The organism is Moritella viscosa, assembly GCF_900120065.1.
GTDB lineage: Bacteria > Pseudomonadota > Gammaproteobacteria > Enterobacterales > Moritellaceae > Moritella > Moritella viscosa.
In genome coordinates this window covers 1-20583 of the sequence record NZ_FPLG01000012.1, presented here as the reverse complement: position 1 = coordinate 20583, position 20583 = coordinate 1, and the positions used below count along the sequence as shown (strand labels likewise).

The following is a 20583-nucleotide window of genomic DNA, read 5'->3' as shown; positions in this document are numbered from 1 at the left end:
TAAGATTATTAGCAGGCTAAGTTAACTTAGCCTGCTTTATCCCGCCATCGCTATGCCGTAAATAATGCTGGTTGTAACTGTTTTATTTTATCTACGATATCTACCGGTACGGGCATTTTCTTATGCTCTCGATAATCCACAAAAACAATTACCCCTTCGCCTTCTGCAACAACACGCTGTAACGTATTACTCCACACCGCATACTTCATGATAAGTTTATGTTCAGAAAACTCTGACACTGTAGCGCCAATTTGAATAGTATCAGGGGATTTAAGTGGTGCTTTAAAGCGACAATTCGTCGCGGCTAAAATTGGACCAATACCATGCGCTTGCATGTATTCCATTGCCTTAATTTGATCAAAATAACCAATCCGCGCTTGTTCAAAATAACGGAAATACACGGTATTATTAACGTGACTAAAGGCATCCATGTCACCCCAGCGTACAATGTCATCGACAATAATCGGATACAGCTGTTTAAATTTATCCATAAAATTCATTCCATTAATCATAACTAAAACAAAGAGCTAAAACAAAGGGCCAAAACGCGCAACAATCGGGTTATGATCGGATGTTGTTGTTTCATAAGATGAGGCACTTATTTGTTGCAACCCTCTAAAATAAATATCATCGAGGGGATGACCAAATGCAGTTTCACGCACATCGTTTTGATAAACCAATTGTCGTAACTCAACACTTGCCGTTACCTCAATCAGCCTGCTCAAGCGCTTATTTGTCCAAGTATTGAAATCACCAGCCATAATGACAGGTCCCTGATGCTGACGAATCACAGAAATTACGCTTTCTAATTGCTGATTAAATTCATCAACACCCAGTGTAAAATTAATCATGTGCATATTAGCAACAAGCAGTGGTTTATCACTGCCCGTCCAAGGGTAATAACTAATCAACGACGATTTAGGAAAACGAATCCAAGGCTCCGCTAATGCTTGTTTACACACTGATATCGGTTCTATTTTACTTGCTGTTAATACACCCATCGACTGCTTATAAATACTAAAAGCTTCAACTTGTGTCCAACTTAACCCATACTGCTGCATTAATTGATGTAACAAGAAGCTTAATTTAGCTTCTTGTAAGACGATCAAATCATTTTGTTCAATTAATGTAGTTAACTCTGAACGCCAATCATCACCCTGTTGCTTATAAATATTCCAATCCACAATACTAAATTCAGCAGGTAATGAAATCTGTTCAATATCAGTGCTGTTATTCGTTAAAAAGGTAGGACATGTGCTTGTAGAGTCATTAATAAAACCGAATTGCTCGCTCTTACTTGATGTTGAGCCAGTAGCTTCCCATGAAGAGTTTAATTTTGGCGTGTCAGCAATATCAAAACAGCCCGATAAAGAGAAGGCAAAGGTAAAAATAATGGCCGCGCGAGAAAAGGTATAATTCATGTTCATATCACATAATCAAAATATATCTTATTATACTGAATAAAATAGAATTAATTCAAAACTAATATCATTATTGTTTCAAAATAGTGTCATATCTCAAAAAAGTGACAAAATAAAGCACTAAATAATACAAATAGAGATTAATTTCAAAAACTTAAGCCTAATCACATTTTAATTAACTTATAATCAACTAACCCGCCGTTAATAACATACTCATTAACGGCGGTCATACTATTAATTAACGTACTTACGCTAGCATCCCCATCATAGACAATACTTGAAAGGTAACCACACAAACGGCAAATATAATCACAACCGCCATACGTGTATAACCACCAGTAACAAGAAAGTCAGTGGTTGGTAAATGCTTACGCGCCTGAAAAGCGAGTGCGACAGGTGTAAACAAAGCAAATACAGCGGCAGCGAAGCCCGCATAACCAATGGCGTAGATAAAACCATTTGGAAATAGCACACCGCCTATCATTGGCGGTACAAATGTCACTAAAGCCGTTTTACTACGACCAGACAAGGTATCATTAAGTTTCAATAAATCAGTAAGAAAATCAAATAAACCTAATGCCACACCCAAAAACGATGTTGCTACAGCAAAATTAGCAAATAGTTGTAACGTAATCGCTAATGTAGCACCTGATCCCGTAGACTCTAACGCAGAAACGAGTGCCCCCATATTGCCACCTTCGGCAATAACAGAAGCAAATCCATCACGACCAATCACAGTAAAACTCGCAAGCAGCCAGATGATATATATAGTCAGTGCTAACAAACTTCCGTAACGGATGGAATTAACGACTTTCGCGCTGTCTTTTTTATAATATTTAACCAGACTTGGAATATTAGAATGAAAACCAAAACACACCATTAATGAAGGTATTGCAGCCCAACTATAAGGTAAACGTTCTGTCATCTCAGCAAATGGTTGTAATAAAGAAAAATTTGCTCCACTAAGCAAGCTGAAAATAGCGATGCTAAAAGTAATCACCATCCCACCTAACATTGCAGAAGTAAAACGATCAACCGCTTTAGTACTAAAGCTAACAATCAAGCCCAGTAATACCGCAAAAATAAAACTAGCGACAGACTGATCAATCTCAATATCTAAACCCGATTGCAAGCTGTGCCCCAACATCGAGCCACCACCCGAAATATAGGCATATACTAAGATATAACTGACAAACATCACCGACAAACCATTCAACATGCGTAATGATGTTGGTAATAAAGCCTTCGTCATAGAATCAAAATTAACACCATGCTTAAATTTTTGGTTCGCTTCAAGTAAGTAAAGTGCTGAACTGTACATACAGAACCAAGATACACACAAAAATAGGACTGCCCAACCAAACCACATGTTTGATGTTAATACTGGTAATGAAAACATACCGGCACCAATACTTGTACCCGTAATAATAAATACACCACCAAGTGAGGATGGCTGCACTTCTTGATTTGCAGTCATGACTTCAGACATAAACCTACTTCCTAATTAATAATGTTTGTAATAATTCTTTTTCAATATTACTCATTGATTTCAAATTATTTGAACCTCGAGTAATAGTGGCAATACTAATATTGTGTATTTTCGCTATTTCACGCTGTGATCGCTCGCCAAGTAAAAGTTCTTTATAAACCAAAACACGAGCATTAATAGCATTTAATTCTTCTGACGAAAGCAGCAATGGCAGAACCAGTGAAATATCGTCTTTACTGGATATATCTAAAAGTAATTCATTGATCATAATATAAAAACTACGCATTAACACTGCAATGGCGTAATGGTACAGCATTACACGCTGAAATATCAAGTTTAATTACTCTAAGCAAATTAATAATTTAGTTATCAATACAAGTAAACACCTTTACAGAGTCTTTTTTACGAATATGCTACTATATGGCTAATTCGAGTTCCAATGCGTGATGACATACAGCATTTACGCAATGGAATGCAAGATTCGAAAAACGCATTACAGTGATATAGCTAAGAACAGTAGAAATAAACCGATCTTAGCTGCAAGTTAAACAATCATAAGAGCCATTTATAATGATCAACCAAATGCCCGTCCTTCGTTCTACTATCCATCCAGATGTAACCGCACCTAAAAATACTGACCAACGGGTCGCAACACGCGGCATTATTACTCAAGGTGAAGAGATCTTATTGATCTTCACTGCGCGCTACCATGATTACAGTTTACCGGGTGGCGGATTGCATGACGATGAAGACATCATTACCGGTTTAATCCGAGAAGTTGAAGAAGAAACAGGCGCCGAAAATATTCATAACGTAGTACCTTACGGTAGTTACGAAGAACTTCGCCCTTGGTACAAAGACGGCTTTGATAGTATCCAAATGCTATCCTATTGCTTTACTTGTAATGCCAACAAACAATTAGGCACACCACGCTTAGAAGAAAATGAAATAAAAAATGGCGTTAGCGCGCTATGGATCAATATCCACGATGCGATTGCACATAACCTTGACGTCATAGCTAGCCACCCTAGAGCTGGCCTATCAATTGAGCGAGAAACCTACCTACTACAAAAAATAGCCAAAGATATCGTTACAAAATAGTCCATTAGCCTCCATAAAGTCATTATGGAATTGTGATTAGTTGTGCAGCTCCCTTTATTGTATTCTTAACTTAAGGGTAGAGTTCAATAAAGGTATTACCTATGCAACCGGAATTTAAATCACAAATTGACATGCTACTGTTCGGCCTTGATATTATGACAGGGCTATTCATTTTACTCCTCTTCGGTGGAATAATTAGTGTTATCTACATGTATATCGTAGATAAAAGACAAACTAAACAGGCTATTCGCCATAACTATCCAGTCATCGGACGATTTCGATACCTATTTGAAAAACAAGGAGAATTCTTCCGTCAGTATTTTTTGCACAAGATCGTGAAGAAATGCCTTTCAACCGAGCTGAACGGTCTTGGGTTTATCGCGCGGCAAAAAATGTTGACCGCACCCTCGCGTTTGGCTCGACACGTAATCTCAATCAAGTAGGTACTATCATGTTTATGAATTGTGCCTTTCCAACATTAGCCGAAGATGCGATCGCCCCACAAACTATTACCTTGGGTCCCAATTGCCCATATCCATACGTAACAAATTCAGTCTTTAATATTTCGGCCATGAGTTATGGTGCTATTTCAAGACCTGCTGTATTAGCATTATCCTATGGTGCAAAAGAAGCCGGTTGCTGGTTAAATACGGGTGAAGGCGGCCTATCCGTTCATCATCTTGCCGGCGGTGCCGATCTCGTTTATCAAATAGGCACAGCAAAATATGGCGTGCGAGATAAATACGGTCATTTAAGTGATGAAAAATTAAAATCAATTGCCGAAATAGAACAAGTTAAAATGTTTGAAATAAAACTAAGCCAAGGGGCTAAACCAGGTAAGGGAGGCATATTACCCGGTAAAAAGGTCACACTAGAAATAGCAAAAATTCGAGGTATTCCCGTCGGTGAAGACTCCATCAGTCCAAACGCTCATCCAGAAGTAAAAAATGTTGGTGATATACTGGATATGGTCGCACGTATTCGCCAAGTAACAGGTAAGCCAGTCGGGTTTAAATTTGTATTAGGTCATACTCAATGGATAGCAGAATTATTAACAGAAATAATCGAACGTGGTCCCGAGTCAGCGCCCAATTTTATGACGTTAGACAGTGCAGATGGTGGTACAGGCGCAGCGCCACAACCACTCATGGATTATGTGGGTTTACCTCTAAAAGAAAGCTTACCTTTACTTGTTAATATGCTGGAAAAATACAATTTACGAGACCAAATTAAAGTCATCGCGTCAGGAAAACTGATCACCCCATCAAAAGTCGCTTGGGCATTAGCCGTCGGCGCCGATTTTATTGTTTCCGCACGTGGAAACATGTTCGCGCTAGGTTGTATTCAAGCATTACAATGTAATAAGAATACTTGCCCAACAGGTATCACAACCCACAACCCAAAACTGCAAGAAGGATTAGATGTTCAAGATAAAGCACTGCGGGTTGCAAATTATAACAAATACATTCATTACGGTGTTGGTCTAATCGCTCATTCATGCGGTGTTAATGAACCAAGGAAACTACGTCGTGATCATGTACGTATTGTCACTGAAAATGGGTTATCTATCGCACTTGATAAACTCTATCCTATCGAATAAACAAGCCGAATACATGAGCCTAGATTTTAATTTTTTAATACTTTTTAATCAATCTTAAATCTAGGCTAAAATATCTCAAGCTCTTGATTAATAATTCTAATAGTTCCGTGTATAACAGTATTCCTAACAACCGATTTTTAACGATCGTCAGGAAAGGGAATAAAAATGAAACTGTTAGTCAAACAAGATGTGGGGGATATTCATAAAGACCACTTGAAGATTTTAGATAATGTGATTACTTTTTTACAGCATAATATCGACGGTCTTGAATTCCTTCCTTTCAATCTAAGTGAAGAACAAGGTGATTACCAGCAAGCTTTTCAGCGACAAACAGGGATCATTTTCACACCTGCTAATTATCGTCATTACCGTTTACGTTTATTATCGGTTGTTGATGCGTTGCTTTATATCCACACATCATCTAATGATAGCGATGCTTATGAACTTTCTTATAATTTAAGCTCCATCCATCCGAAGCCAGTTTTTTTTGCAGTCTGGCGAGGAGCACCAATCAAAAGCCCACTTTTAAAAGAATTAGATCAAGATTATCCAGTTACTTACTGCCAGTTTAGTCATCCAAGAGAATTACTCGAAGGGTTTAAACGTTTTCTTCAAGAATATGGTGAAGACGTCATAATGATAAAAGCAGAAAAAGAGTTGGTATAAATTTCTAGAGTAATTTGCGCATAATTAACTTACGATAACATTTGCAATGGTGACTAAAGTGAAGATAACGACTTATACAGATTTTGGCATACGCACACTCATGTATTTATCCACTCTTCCAAAAGGACAACGCTCAAGTTCTGCGGAAGTAGCTAATGTGTATGACGCATCACGAAACCATATTGCTAAAGTCATAGCACACCTGTCAGCTCTCAACTATATAGAATCATCGAGAGGTAAAAATGGCGGTATATGGTTAGCAAAACCCGCATCAGAAATAAATATTGGTCAGCTAGTCCGAGCGCTAGAAAATAATTTAAAAGGTATCGATGCCAACGCAAGTGACAGCGACATTGTACCAATTTATCAATTAAAAAAAGTACTAGAAACAGGCATTGAAGCTTTCCTAAAAACACTAGATCAATATTATCTGACTGATTTACTCAATGATACATATCAATTTGAATCGCTACCTTATACAAAACAAGCATGATAGTCATTATGCAGCTTTATATAGTCTTGTGTAACTTATAATCACCCCGGCTAAAGGTATATGTAGGCGTATTTAACTGACAATATTTGAAGATAAATACCGCCACAACATATACCTCAAAATTGATAGTTCATTATTGACAACAATATTCATCTGGTGCAATGTAAGCGGCAGAATTATACATCTAGCGCGTTAAGCCTAGAATAATTAACACTATTATTAAATAAAGGATCATTTGAAATGGCTTTCGACGTAAAAATTCAACTAAATAAAAAATTTACAGTACCTGCAGATATAGATACCGTTTATAAGCTTTTAGCTGACGTTCCGGCTTCAACCAGCCATTTTCCAGATCTAGAACATTTGATCGAAGAAGCTGCAAACACTTACCGCTGGGAAATGAAAAAAATTGGTCTAGGTCCGATTCAACTTCAAACAATTTATGCATGCGAATATACCTGTGATGCTGCGAGTAAATCCATTGTTTGGGAACCTCGTGAAACGGCTAATAATAGTGCACAAGTATCTGGTAAATGGATCATAACAGAGACCAGTACTGGATGTGATATTAACTTATTAACAGATGCTGTGATTACAATTCCACTACCAAGTCTGGCTGGTATCGGTTTGAAGCCAGTTGTTAAAGTTGAATTTGAAACATTAACAAATACTTATATCAAAAACTTAGCTAAAACATTATCGAAGGTAGCTACAACAGCTTAATTCGATCTTCATATAATAAGTTTAAAAATCGCAATGAAGCTAAGTTAGGGCACTAATTCAGCTTCATTGCTCTCCCGCTCACTCCCCAAATTTCACCTTACGAACTTTAGAATAAAAAACAAACAACCAACAGTTCGTTCACACAAATGTAGCAAAAAACTGCAATATACAGCACACACTCGAAATATAAGCATTTAATTCCACACTTAGATTATTTAGTGACATATAAAACTATCAAGTGAATAATTCAAAGGTTTAAGTAAACAAATAACAAGCATTTTAGAGTTATCATCTGATTAAAGCACTTATATCGGTGTTTTTAATATGTTATTAGTATGTACATAACCATATACATAACCCAGGATGGGAAAATGACAACAAGCACAACAATTGACAGTCGCTGGTCTAGCGAATTTAAATACGTACTTGCAGCAGCAGGCGCGGCTGTAGGTTTAGGTAATCTTTGGAAATTCCCCTACATCATGGGTGAAAATGGTGGTGGAGCGTTCGTTCTTGTCTACCTGTTTTGTATTCTACTAATCGGTATTCCTGTCATGATGGCAGAAGTAATGATTGGTAAACGAGCTCGTACGTCACCAGCAAATGCTTCAGCGACAGTTGCAAAAGAGTCTGGCGGTTCAAGCATCTGGTCTCTACTGGGGGCGTCGGGTGTTATCGCAGGTTCATTAATTTTAAGTTTCTATATCGTTATTGCAGGTTGGGCAGCAGCTTACATCTTCTTTGGCATGAGCGGCGACTTCCTTGCAACAGCAGGTTCTGAAGTTTCTCATAAAGATGAAATTGGTGCGCTATTCACAGGTTTAATTACTGATACCACCCAACTAATTTTATGGTCTTCAATTACAATTGTCGCTGCAATGTTAGTATTAATTCGTGGTGTTAATGCAGGTTTAGAAAAAGCCGTTACCTACCTAATGCCCCTACTGCTAATCTTATTAACGATCATCATGGTTTACGCAGCGGCAACCGGCAATTTTGGTGAAGCAGCACAATTCATGTTCTCGCCAGATTTCTCTAAGCTATCAATTGATGGTGTGCTAACTGCACTAGGTCATGCATTCTTCACTCTAAGTTTATCATCAGGCATCATGATGGTTTACGGTGCATACATGCCTGAAGGCACATCAATCGCAAGAACATCGATCTGGATCGCGATCATGGATACAGCGGTAGCACTTATCGCAGGTATGGCTATCTTCCCAATCGTATTTGCTAACGGTATGGAGCCTTCTGCAGGTCCTGGTCTACTATTCGTTTCATTACCTATCGCGTTTGGTCAAATGCCTCTAGGAACACTGTTTGGTACGCTATTCTTCATCATGGTAACATTCGCTGCTTTCACATCTGTGATCGCACTACTTGAATCACCAGTAGCCTACTTAAATGAACGTCTTGGTTTGAGCCGTGCTAAAGCAACAATCGTAGCAGGCTGTACTATTTGGGGTCTATCACTACTAACTGTGTTCTCACTCAGTGGTGCACCTTGGGCTCAAGATGTTGTTATGGGGCTAAGCTACTTTGATGCTTTAGATAAACTGACAGCAAATATCATGTTACCACTTGCAGGCCTATTCACAGCAGTATTAGTCGGCTGGGTAGTAAATGAAAAAATCACTCGTGAAGAGTTTGGTTTATCAGAAGGTGCTTATAAAGCTGTGCTCTTCTGTCTACGTTATTTATCACCAGTGGCAATTGCAATTGTATTCTTGCAAGCTGTAGGTCTAATTAGCCTTTAATAAACAATAAATACTAAAAAGGCTTCATAATGAAGCCTTTTTTATTTCTATGATTTAATCGTTAATAACTAAAATTTCAATAAGCACTAACCAAAGATTGCTCTAATTAACAGCATTACTTCTGTTGCACTTTTACCTTTTTCAACTTCAATAATCATAGAGTCTCGTTTACCTTGTAAGTAAGCAGGTAACCCTGGTTCTGCAAGTAAACGCTCTACCGCTTCTGTTGCGCTTTCTTTAGTACGCTTTTGACGAACAGCACCCGCTGTACGAGTACGGCCACCCGCTGTACTACGAACAACCATTGGCTTATTTTTCAATTTTAAATAATTTGATTTAGCAGCGAAATCTTTATCCACAAAAAAGAACAGATCAAATAACACGACACGGTTATTCCATAGCTCAAGTTCCGTTGCATCTTCTGGCTGTGCCGATTTAAACCATGGTTGGCGATGAATCGCTTCAATGATATCAACCCAGTAACGTGTAAAGTCTGTTGCATTTAGTTTAACAAGACCAAAACCTTGGCAAAGTGCATCTACTTTTGATGCTGTTAATACCATGAATACATCAGGTCGGCGCATTGCCAATAAACGAGTCGCAACAAATAAACCTGCTTTGCCTTTATCTAAGGTAGCAAAAGCCGCTGTATAACATTTTACAAACTCTTTATAATCCGCTTCGCTCACTTCGCCTTCTAACGGGATCGCCGCTAAAGCGTCATCAAGAAGGGATGGGGTATGTTGCAACAATTCGTGGAAACCTTTTGAACCACGAGTACTGCCAAATAATTCAACATCAAAATCAAACTTCGCAGGTTCGTGCGCAGCTAAATGTTTACCAGCAAATGCGAGACGTTCAAGATCAGACATATCTGCTAACGTGCTTATACGTAATGAGCTGATATAGTTTAGTAAGCGAAGACGTTCACCTAATGCTTGGCGATCAGTTTGATCAAGCATGAAGTTTTTTAGAAAAGGCCAAGGTGTTATACGTGATGTTTTAACCTGACGGCAAGTGATCGACTTTTCTAATAACTGCAATAATTTTTGTAACGGTTTTTCATGCTTTGCATCAAGCAATTCCATATTAATGCCGTAACGCGCGTAATTGTATAATTCATTACACCAGCCAAGAAAATCTTCAGGTCGGTTCGTCACTTTAACAGCCATTAGGTTTAAGCTTATTTCAGTAACATAATCTACGATTTGATCATATTGTGCAGTTTCAACATCAGATAAGCGCATGTCTTGCGGAGAGGTAATAAATTTTATCATTAAAGCGTCATTCCAGTCTAAATTCTAAATACAATTGCTGTGATTGATAAGTATAGGCTTAAGGATTAATTTTTAAACCTATACTTGGCTAAATTTAAAAATGAATCGCTTGATTAAGTTCCTAAAGTTAAAAATGGCTAATTTATATTCATTCAACAATAGAATATCGAAAGCTGATGATGATATTATCAAGCGCAACCCTAATAACTAAGTTTACCTAATGCCCATCATTGATTTACAACTTATAGCACTTTTTATCCCTACCTTTTTCTTCGTTTCTATTACGCCAGGTATGTGTATGACATTATCGATGACATTAGGCATGACAATTGGCGTAAAGCGCAGCCTTCACATGATGTGGGGAGAATTACTCGGCGTGGGTTTAGTTGCCATTTTAGCTGTTATTGGCGTAGCAACAATAATGTTAAAATACCCAAACGCATTTTCAGCTCTCAAATACCTTGGTGGTAGTTACCTTATTTACCTTGGTATTCAAATGTGGCGTTCAAAGGGTAAACTCGCTATTTCTGATAACCCAGATCCTGAAACTACAATGAAGCCAATTCAATTAGCTAGCCAAGGTTTTGTGACAGCAATAGCAAACCCAAAAGGTTGGGTATTTATGATCTCGCTATTGCCGCCTTTTATTAATCCTACCCAAGCATTAACACCACAACTGTCAGTACTCGTTGGAATTATTCTTATTACCGAGTTCAGCTGTTTATTAATGTATGCGAGTGGTGGACAAACACTACGTCTCTTTTTACAAAAAGGTAATAATGTCCGCTTACTCAATAAAATTGCTGGTTCGTTGATGGTATTTGTGGGGATCTGGTTAGCAACGGGATAAAGTACCTGCTAATACACAAATATCTTCGCTATTTGCTTAGTATAAATACACTTTAACTAAAAATAAGTTTCATTCAGGTATAAATAATTGGCATAATAAATTATCTAATTATTTATACGTTGCGAAGAGAATGATTAATAACGTACCGTCTACTTTAAAATCAAAACGCATTGCGGTTATCGGCGGTGGTATCGCCGGTAGTACAATCGCATTACGTTTGGCTGGATTAGACATAAATGTAACCTTATTTGAAGAAGGGGTTAGCTTAGTCAATGGCCCTCCGGTATGTCATTTACATGCTGGCGGCAATCTTTACCCTGATATTTCCGACGAGCAATGCCTTACGTTATTAGAACAGTCAATCGCGACAATGAAGATCTATCCGCATTGCATTAATAAGCGTCCAACCGTAATTGCAATCCCTCAACGCGATGAAAGTAATATAGAAACATTATTACCACGACTTAAATTGTTAACTCAACGTTACAAAGCGTTAATTCAAGCTGATGAAAGCAATAAAGTACTCGGTGATCCCGACGATTATTATCAAATGTTTACCCGCCATGATCTCGAACGATTAAAAAAAGAATCACAACCGTCTGAGATAGCGCAATTCTCCGACTGGATGATCCCGCTTGCCAAAACACTTGATCTCGATTCAGTTAAATTTCCATTATTGATGGTTCAAGAGTACGGTTTAAGTTTATTCCGTATCGCAGCAAGTACAGAACTTAGTTTGAATGCCTCAAAGTCTTGCAACTTATTGGTTAACAACAAAGTGATAAACGTTGCTTACACTGCGGATAAGACCTGGTTAATCACACATGCTGAAAACGATAAACAGACAACAACCGAAGTTGATTATTTAATTAATGCTTGTGGTTATAGAACTGGTGTTATTGATGACATGGCAGATACACCAAAAGAACGAATGGTTGAATTTAAGGCTGCCTACATTACGCATTGGGAACAAAGTGAACGCTGGCCAGAAGTTGTCTTTCACGGCGAACGAGGGACACCTGAAGGTATGGCGCAATTAACACCTTACCCTGATGGCTATTTCCAATTACACGGAATGACTGAAGAGATCACGTTATTTAAAAATGGCTTAGCTAAGAGTACCAATGACAGTGCCCAACCTAAACTAGATAAAAGCTTCATCAACAAGCTAGTCCAAGGTTGGGATAAAGAAGAGTCTGATAGCCGTACGCAAAAAGCTATTCACCATATCAGTCATTTTATCCCTAGCTTTAACAACGCAAAAACCGCAGGAAGGCCATTATTTGGCGCGCAACAAATACCAGGTAATGATGTATCTCTACGCGCTTATGACGTCTCTTTTGAAGGGCAGCAATATGCTAGAGCCGAAATAGTTAAAGCATCGTCAGCACTCACAGTAGCAGATCAAATTATACATAAACTATTTGATTACTCACATGAGCAATTAACAGAGTGCCGTAATGTAAATGCCAATTTCACCGCTTTATCTGAAAGTGATATCAACAAACTTGCTTGTGAGATTGCTCACGATAGAAACTACCCAACATCACTTGCTAAGATCTGATCATGGTTAGTAGCCAAGGATGGCTGTCGATTACTTGAATATATTATTTGGGTTCAAGTAATCTTGGGCAGTCATCACAAAGCTCTGTCATCGGTAACCGATAACGCAAACAGCAATTACGCCTTATTTGTACAGGCTTACCTGCTATTCGCTTTAAGCGATAACATCCAAACATCGGATTTATCTTGTCATTAATATATCGATGTTCTAATAATTGATTTACTGCTTTACATATCTCTCCATCCATCCCCGCCAGTTCGAGTTGAACATTAATCCAATTGATATATCTGGCGGCATTAACCCATAGAATCTTAATTGGTACTGAAAAATGTAATGCCCATGACTCGATTAGTGGTTTTAAGTTATATTCGACTAAACTCTCATAACGGCTCACATCAGTCGTTATAATAGTGGTCCCTTGTTCTTCAACTACAAAACCATGGACTGTCCCATCGTTGCCAAAAATTAATTCAAGCTCAGATAAACACACAGGTAACGCATGTCTTAGTAACACATTAGCAACGATAACAGGTGCTAAAATACGGATGAAATAATATTTGCTCCATTCAGATAGAACCTCTGCATGTAAGGTCGCGTCACAATCAGGTCTAAATAGCTCCAATTGTTCCTTAACAAAACTAGGCTCTAATAAAACCGAGGCCGGCAATGAGGTATTATTACCCGCCGGAAAACGAAATATATTCGCGTATTGTTTAAACTCCCCCTGGAAAAGGGGAGCTAATATAGGAAGACTCAAAATATCACCCTAATCTAAACACAAACATTGTTTTTAGATTCGGAGATTCTTTCCACTAAACAATTCACAATTTCTTGGGACCTGACCGCTAATATCGACAATAAGGTATCACTTAAACCATGCGTCGATTCACAGCAACCTTGTAAAAATACATTTACATTACACCCATCTTTTAGAGGAATACGGTAGCAACGTTCCACATTATCCATATACATCCACGGCTTTAACTCATCAAGCAATGTATTAAAACTGTTATAATGGTAACCAGTAGCAAGTACAATAGCATCATAATCATGCCAAACTTTAGTTTGTGTAGAAGTATTATGAAGCCTCATTGCGACATGGTTTTTAGCTATTGCGACTTCAGATATCTCATGTAAAGGTAAATATTTATGTTCACCTTTACCTGTCACTTCCTGTAAGTATAATCGCTCATAAATCGCTTCAATTTCTGGTTTATCGACAACCGAATAATTAGTACCACTGTACCTTTGGATCACTGAATCACGTTCCTCAGGTGCATACGAATAAATTTCATCTGTAAACTCAGGATTAAATATCTCATTTACAAATGGACTATCATCTGCGGGATAAATCGCCCGCCCTCTATTAACCAGATTAATTTCACCATCAGGATAGTCGTTACATAATTCAACAAAAATTTCTGCGGCACTTTGCCCTGCGCCAACAATAGCAACTTTAGGCTTATTATTTTCGGTTTTAAACGTCTTCCGCCAGATTTTATACCCTGAAGAATGGATGACTTTATCACTACGGTGCTCTAAAAATTGGTCCGGTAATTTAGCTGCGCCTCCAACACCAACAATTAGATTCCGAGTATAACGAATATCTTCAATACCTTGGGCATTTAACGATACAACCTTAACAATATCAACTTCACCTTCAACTTCAACAGGTTCAACGGCAACAACATTAGCACCGTAATCTACATGTTCTGAAAAATGGCTCGCAGCCCAAGATAAATAGTCATTAAATTCTATTCGGCTAGGTGAATACGAGCTGAGGTTAATAAATGAATTTAATCGATTATGCTGATGTAAATAATTCACAAAAGTATAATGGCTTAACGGATTACGCTGTGTAACTAAATCTTTCAAAAAAGATATCTGCATTCTTGTGCCATCTAGCAACATGCCGCCATGCCATTCAAATACTGGTTTCTTTTCTAAAAAACAGTAGCTCATGCTTTGTTCATTTACCGATGACTCTTGCATTGCGATTGCCACAGCTAAATTAGCGGGACCAAAACCTATGCCAATTACATCGTATATTGTTGCTTTATTTAACATATCTTACCTCACTCCTTGTAATGCATTTTATGCATTACAATCAATTGCCATTTAATTTATATACTTTTATGTTTATTTAAACTGAGTAAAAAAACTGTCTCTAAACTGCAGCATCAATGCTGCTCGTTTATGCGAAAATAAAAATTCTTTTTGCTTAGAGAAATGCTGTTGTTGTAAATAATTAATCATTTTTTCATTATCTGCTCTCGGTTCACTGACGATTCTCAATGTACGGGGATCAGATAAATAAATGTAATGGCACAACGAGCTTAACCAAGCTGATACTTTATGCGGACCTCGATGTTTATCCTCTCCAACAAGCATGTGAATACCACGATCATAATCACCAGCAGTATAATAAGGCGCGATCCGATCTTCTTTGGTCCAATACACTTCAAAATAAGCAAATGGTTGTTCGTCAAAAGAAGCGATGATTATTTGATTTTTAGGATCGTTTAGCTGTGCTTGCAAATAATCCCGATGTTCATCTAATGTTCCTTTTTGTTCCCAGAAAGCCGCAACACGCTCATCATTTTGCCAGCGGTTAAAAAGCGCTAGATCTCTGTCGATATCAAGTGTTCGCAACTTTATCCACGACTTTAACTCTGGAATATATCGGTGATATAGGTCGCCAGTCAGTGGGTGCGCTCGTAATGGGTGATAACCAGCACTATCAAGTACTTGCATATGTGGAAATGGCTTCGATTCAGGTTGTGCTAACCACAACTCACCTAACTGCCATAACATCGGCTTAAATAACAAATATTCCCCATCCGACGTTCTTTGCATGTAATCAGTATTAACCAAAGGATTTTCGGCCTCTAAACTAATACATTCAAGCGTAGGGATAGTACTGAATATCGCATGACACACAGGCAGCAATAACGCCCCCTGTAAATGTTCTCTATTTAATTGAAACTTAGTCGGCGATATAAGAATGCCGCTGAATATAACGTGGTCTTGTTGGTAAACTTGCCAGTGATTATGTGTAGCAAGTGTTACCCGCAGCCCTGAAGGCTGCGGATACTCAATGGTAGAATTACCAAGCATAGCTAAGGCTCGCAATCATATTACGGCCATTACCATAGAAACAATTACCATAACCACAAGTTGACACATACTCTTTATCCATAAGATTTTTAGCTGCAATTTGGATCTTCATATTGTTAATGGTGTAACTCACCGTTGCATCCATTAACGTAAAATCAGCTACCTTTGTTGTTTCAGTATCGTCAGCATAAGTTTCGCCAACATAACGGCCACCAACACCAATCGCTAAACCTTCTAGGCTGTTACCAAAGAAACGATAGTTAGCCCAAGCTGATGCAAGTGTATTCGCGACCTGCATTGGACGGTTACCCACCTTAGAGGCATCATTATCTTTAACAATTTCTGAGTCCATGAAAGTTGCATTAGCAACTAAACTTAGCCCCGAAGTCACATTAGCAACGGCTTCTAACTCAATACCTTTATTTTCAACTTCACCAATTTGAAGTAAATTACCAGCTGCATCCGAGGTCGCCATATTCTCTTTGTTGATTTGGAACAACGCCGCATTAAAGGAACCATCGAAAGATTGTGGTAAATATTTCAGACCAATTTCAAATTGTTCTCCGCTCTCTGGTAGAGCTGAATTTCCATTTTTGTCCAATTTAAGAACCGGTTGGAAGTGTTCGGCATAATTAGCATATGGCGTTAATCCATTCTCAAAGATATAAGCCACCCCTGCACTTTTCGTCCACTCTTGGTTACTAACTACTTGCTTTGCACTGGTTGATTTATTTTCAAAGGTAGATTTTGTATCATCAAAACGAACACCTAACGTGATAGCAACTCTATCATTAATCAACATATGCTCTTGTAAATAACCACCCAGTTGATGCTTTTCACTTGTTTTCGTTTCACGGTCTGCATCTGTTACAGGTTGGAAAGTAGTCCCATTTAATAAAGTAACATTGTCTGTATAACTCGGATTGTACGGATTGAATAGTGGATTATAAGTATCAAGATATATACCTGGATATGGGGTTGGAACTTTAATCGGCGTATTTCCGTCAGCGACGAGAACGCGACCACCAAAGCTTTGCCCTTTTATATCAAGCCAGCGATAATCAATACCAGATAATAATGTGTGCTCTAATTTACCCGTATTAAACTTATAAATTAAGCGATTATCCGCAGAAAAACTTTTCGATTTCCCCTCTTCACTTGATAAGCCTCGTACGATATTGGTTCTTGTTGCTTCCAGACCAAAATCTTGAGCATAACCAAGTGCATACATCTGTTTTAAATCAATATCTAATTGGCTATAACGCACAGATTGAGCAAACTGAACTGACTCATTAAACTTATGACTAAATTCATAACCTAATGCAGCTTGAGTACGCTCAAATTTTTCATAACCAGGGTTACCAATAGCAACATCATCACCAATGAAGCCATTCTCATTTTCAGTTAATGACCCTTCCATCGGTAAAAACTGTAAATAAGGGTCTGAGTCGTCTTTCTGATAACTCGCAAGTACCGTTAGGTTAGTATTGTCACTAAAGTTAACACTCACTGATGGGGCAAGATAGATTCGTTCAGCTTCAACATTGTCAACATCAGTGCCATTTTTACGACCTAAAGCAACTAAACGCCAAGCGATGTCATCAGTGATATCACTGCCAAGATCCAAGCTTAATTGCTGACGATCATTGGTGCCATAATCCACCGATACGAAGCCAAAACTACCACCATGTTGAGGTCGTTTACTAATCACATTAATCACACCGCCTGGAGGGTTTTGTCCGTACAATACCGATGCTGGACCACGTAATATCTCAACACGTTCTAAGCCAAACGGGTCGACTTGATAGCTATAAAAGCTTGACGAATCGACTCTCGTTCCGTCTTGATACAAACCATCATTAGCCTGATTAAAACCACGAATAACAAACCAATCTTGCTTGTTATCTTCACCATAAAAATTGGCCTGAATACTCGGGGTATATTGCAAAGCATCAGCCACACTCACAGACGCTCGATCATCCATCTGTTCTCTTGTCACAACAGATACTGCTCTTGGCGTTTTGCTTATTGGCATATCCGTTTTGGTTGCTGTCATGCTATTTTCACCAACATAACCAAAATCGGGGCCAATTGGATTACTAAATTCTGCAGTAACAACAATTTCTTCTTCCGAATTTTCATTCGTATTTGCTGATACAGAATTTACCATTAATCCCATTATTACAGCTGTAGCCAAAGATTTTTTTACAAATTTATGGCTAACAAATGCGTCCATCCGCTGGTTTTTAAACAACATAAATACTCCAATACATATGATTATAATATTGATAATGATTATCAATCCGCTAAAAGGTTAGGTTTAACCTTTTAAAATGACCGCCGTTTACTGATTCAATAAACGAACAGTTAAATCTGATATAACGCCTTCATTTCGAACAATGCCTAAATGATCGCTATTTACAATTTTTTTAGACTCTAGCGAGTTAATACTTTCTAGTCCCGAGCTTAACTGCTGAGCTCTCCCCTCAGGATTAGCAGCCCACCAACTTTCAACTTTTCTATCCACGCTAGCAAGTTGATAGCCAGCACAGATTGCTCTCATGTGCTGCTCAATGGCCCAACTAAACAAGACTTGCTGTGCATTTTCTGCCATATGGCGAGAAACAGGCATTGTCGATAACCACATATCAAACTGAGAAGGCCACAGTTCAGGACTACTTTCATTTAATAATTTAAGACATTGCTGAGACTGATACTGACTTAATGGGGAGAGTAATAAACTTAAATGTTCCATCAGTTTTTGTTGCGCTTTAGGTGAGTCCCATTGATCGTCAGCAACCTCAAATCCAGGTACATAACAATCAAGTAATCCAATAAAAGCAACGTCCTGTTTATTCGCTTCTAACTTAGCTGCAACTTCCAAACACAGCGCGCCGCCTAAAGACCAACCAAGTAAATAATAAGGACCTTCATTTTGTACCGACTTAATCGTTTGATAATAGCTCTCGGCCATCGCCGATAAAGATGCATCAAACCAACCATCGTCAATAAAACTCCGTGACTGGATACCAATTAGATGGCGCTTACCTGCTAATCTTTCAGCTAACAATTGATACCCTGTCGTTCTTCCCGTAACGGGATGAATACAAAAAATAGCAGGTTCAGTACCACAAGGTTGATTGAGTGGTTCTAATAGGCGTAGATCTGCCTTAATCTCAGTATTGTTACCGATACGGCCTAGCCATTTTTGTAAATTAACGACAAAGTCATTCGCCCACTGGGTCACTTCATTTTCAGTATGGTGTGTATGTGCATATTCCCAATCTAAACTTAATTGCCCTTCCGTAATTTGTGCATTAATAACTAACGGGGTAAGCATTGGGTTTAAATCAGATTGTGGAGGGCCACCAGCAACAATCGGTTTACACCAATGTGAAAAACCATTATCGACATACTGACCTAAATAATTAAATGTGATATCCGCATTAACCGAGATCTTTGAAGATTCATAAGACATCACGGCACCGTAACCAATACCGCCATCTTGTTGAGCCTCATTCAAGCGCTGAGTTATCGACTCTAGACAAGTCTCAGCATATGCAGACCAACTTAATTTAATCGGATAAAGACTCGTCATCCAACCCATTGTTCGGCTTAAATCAAGCGCACCAAATACGCTTTCTTCTCGACCATGCCCTTCCAAATATAAATGTAGATCTGGTTTATCCACCGATGCTAACGTTTGCACTAAGCTGGTAATTAATAGGTTTGGTGTTGGTACATTTAATTGACCGACGGTTTTACGCAATAATATTTGTGTATCTTCAATACCTAATTTGACACTTACCGTTCGTCTATTCTTATAAATCGGAAGAGGTAGAGATGAAGATGACCCTTGTGCAAACCAATATTCACGCTGCTGTTGCATATCTAAGGTTCGAGTCCAAATATTCAGTTGCTCAATGACTTGATTATAATTTGCTGACACAGCAGGCAATTGTATTTCTTGCATAGTACTGAGCTGTTGATAAGCCGACCATAAATCATCAAACAATATTCGCCATGAAAAACCATCTATAGCAAGGTGATGAATAACCAGTAATAGTCGGTCCGCTTTTTGTGGCTGTTTTATTAGCGCAGCACGTAGCAAATCACCTTTATAAATGTTCAAACTTTGCTGTAGTTCTAATGCTAATACAGAAAATTCAGCATCATCATCAATCTTACAGTTCCATAATAAATCAGATGAAATAACATCAGTATATTGCTGTACCCACCCTTTATTTCCATGACTAAATTTAAGACGAAGTGCGGGATGATGGGCAACAACAGAATGTAATGATTTAGCTAACGCATCAACATTCATATCTTGCTTTAACTCAACACAAACATGCTGGTTCCAGTGAGACGGTTCTGCTGGTTGTTGTGAGAAAAAATGTTGTTGAATTGGCATTAATGCAAATTCAGACGTCGGTAATAACTGTGCCTTCTGTTCGGTGATTTCTTGCAACAAAGCTGCAAGCTGTTTAAGAACTGGCTGTTCGAAAATATCTTTTGGCGTTAA

17 protein-coding genes and 1 pseudogene are annotated in these 20583 nt (G+C 38.3%); 8 read left to right on the top strand and 10 right to left on the bottom strand.

Features of this window, described 5'->3' with window-relative positions:
* Positions 1-50 precede the first annotated feature (50 nt).
* The 4 genes from BT797_RS01880 to trpR form a co-directional block, all read right to left on the bottom strand.
* Positions 51-491 carry an acyl-CoA thioesterase gene (locus tag BT797_RS01880; protein WP_075470958.1) on the bottom strand — a complete coding sequence of 147 codons (441 nt, stop codon included), beginning with the start codon at positions 489-491 and terminating at the stop codon, positions 51-53.
* Positions 492-527: 36 nt separating this feature from the next.
* Positions 528-1421: an endonuclease/exonuclease/phosphatase family protein gene (locus BT797_RS01875; protein ID WP_075470957.1), complete on the bottom strand. Its 894-nt coding sequence runs from the start codon at positions 1419-1421 to the stop codon at positions 528-530.
* Positions 1422-1668: 247 nt separating this feature from the next.
* Positions 1669-2910 (bottom strand): aromatic amino acid transporter, encoded by a 1242-nt coding sequence (locus tag BT797_RS01870; protein ID WP_045109088.1) that lies wholly within the window; start codon positions 2908-2910, stop codon positions 1669-1671.
* Positions 2911-2914: 4 nt separating this feature from the next.
* Positions 2915-3244, bottom strand: coding sequence for a trp operon repressor (gene trpR, locus BT797_RS01865; protein WP_244534092.1), 330 nt, complete (start codon positions 3242-3244; stop codon positions 2915-2917).
* 236 nt (positions 3245-3480) lie between these two features.
* Between trpR and BT797_RS01860 the strand changes: the two genes are divergently transcribed.
* From BT797_RS01860 to BT797_RS01835, 6 genes and pseudogenes are all read left to right on the top strand, one after another.
* The gene (locus BT797_RS01860) at positions 3481-4011 is read left to right on the top strand and encodes an NUDIX hydrolase (RefSeq protein ID WP_139291617.1); all 531 of its coding nucleotides are present in this window, start codon (positions 3481-3483) and stop codon (positions 4009-4011) included.
* Positions 4012-4112: 101 nt separating this feature from the next.
* Positions 4113-5611, top strand: a pseudogene (locus BT797_RS01855) (FMN-binding glutamate synthase family protein).
* Positions 5612-5776: 165 nt separating this feature from the next.
* The gene (locus tag BT797_RS01850) at positions 5777-6277 is read left to right on the top strand and encodes a hypothetical protein (RefSeq protein WP_045109086.1); all 501 of its coding nucleotides are present in this window, start codon (positions 5777-5779) and stop codon (positions 6275-6277) included.
* A 58-nt stretch (positions 6278-6335) separates the two neighbouring features.
* Positions 6336-6770, top strand: a complete 435-nt coding sequence (locus BT797_RS01845) for an Rrf2 family transcriptional regulator (protein WP_045109085.1) — start codon at positions 6336-6338, stop codon at positions 6768-6770.
* A 240-nt stretch (positions 6771-7010) separates the two neighbouring features.
* Positions 7011-7493, top strand: coding sequence for an SRPBCC family protein (locus tag BT797_RS01840; RefSeq protein ID WP_045109084.1), 483 nt, complete (start codon positions 7011-7013; stop codon positions 7491-7493).
* A 371-nt stretch (positions 7494-7864) separates the two neighbouring features.
* On the top strand, positions 7865-9250 hold the full coding sequence (locus BT797_RS01835; RefSeq protein WP_045109083.1) for a sodium-dependent transporter: 1386 nt from the start codon (positions 7865-7867) through the stop codon (positions 9248-9250).
* Positions 9251-9336: 86 nt separating this feature from the next.
* On the opposite strand, the gene BT797_RS01830 is transcribed toward BT797_RS01835, so the two are convergent.
* Positions 9337-10527, bottom strand: coding sequence for a hypothetical protein (locus BT797_RS01830; RefSeq protein ID WP_045109082.1), 1191 nt, complete (start codon positions 10525-10527; stop codon positions 9337-9339).
* Positions 10528-10753: 226 nt separating this feature from the next.
* On the opposite strand from BT797_RS01830, the gene BT797_RS01825 reads away from it, so the two are divergent.
* Together BT797_RS01825 and BT797_RS01820 are read left to right on the top strand one after the other, a co-directional pair.
* Positions 10754-11377 (top strand): LysE family translocator, encoded by a 624-nt coding sequence (locus BT797_RS01825; RefSeq protein ID WP_370429900.1) that lies wholly within the window; start codon positions 10754-10756, stop codon positions 11375-11377.
* 130 nt (positions 11378-11507) lie between these two features.
* Entirely contained in the window at positions 11508-12941 is a 1434-nt protein-coding gene (locus BT797_RS01820; RefSeq protein WP_045109080.1) for an FAD-dependent oxidoreductase, read from the top strand.
* Between the two features lie 43 nt (positions 12942-12984).
* Here the strand turns inward: BT797_RS01820 and fhuF are convergent, their stop codons facing one another.
* The 5 genes from fhuF to BT797_RS01795 form a co-directional block, all read right to left on the bottom strand.
* Positions 12985-13698 (bottom strand): siderophore-iron reductase FhuF, encoded by a 714-nt coding sequence (fhuF, locus tag BT797_RS01815; protein ID WP_075470955.1) that lies wholly within the window; start codon positions 13696-13698, stop codon positions 12985-12987.
* Between the two features lie 14 nt (positions 13699-13712).
* Positions 13713-15008, bottom strand: coding sequence for a lysine N(6)-hydroxylase/L-ornithine N(5)-oxygenase family protein (locus tag BT797_RS01810; RefSeq protein ID WP_045109078.1), 1296 nt, complete (start codon positions 15006-15008; stop codon positions 13713-13715).
* 72 nt (positions 15009-15080) lie between these two features.
* Entirely contained in the window at positions 15081-16058 is a 978-nt protein-coding gene (locus BT797_RS01805) for a GNAT family N-acetyltransferase (protein ID WP_045109077.1), read from the bottom strand.
* Positions 16048-18315, bottom strand: coding sequence for a TonB-dependent siderophore receptor (locus tag BT797_RS01800; RefSeq protein ID WP_211705421.1), 2268 nt, complete (start codon positions 18313-18315; stop codon positions 16048-16050). The genes BT797_RS01805 and BT797_RS01800 overlap by 11 nt, the downstream gene beginning before the upstream one ends.
* A gap of 87 nt (positions 18316-18402) precedes the next feature.
* Positions 18403-20583: condensation domain-containing protein (locus BT797_RS01795; RefSeq protein ID WP_211705418.1), on the bottom strand; the 2181-nt coding region annotated here is incomplete at its 5' end.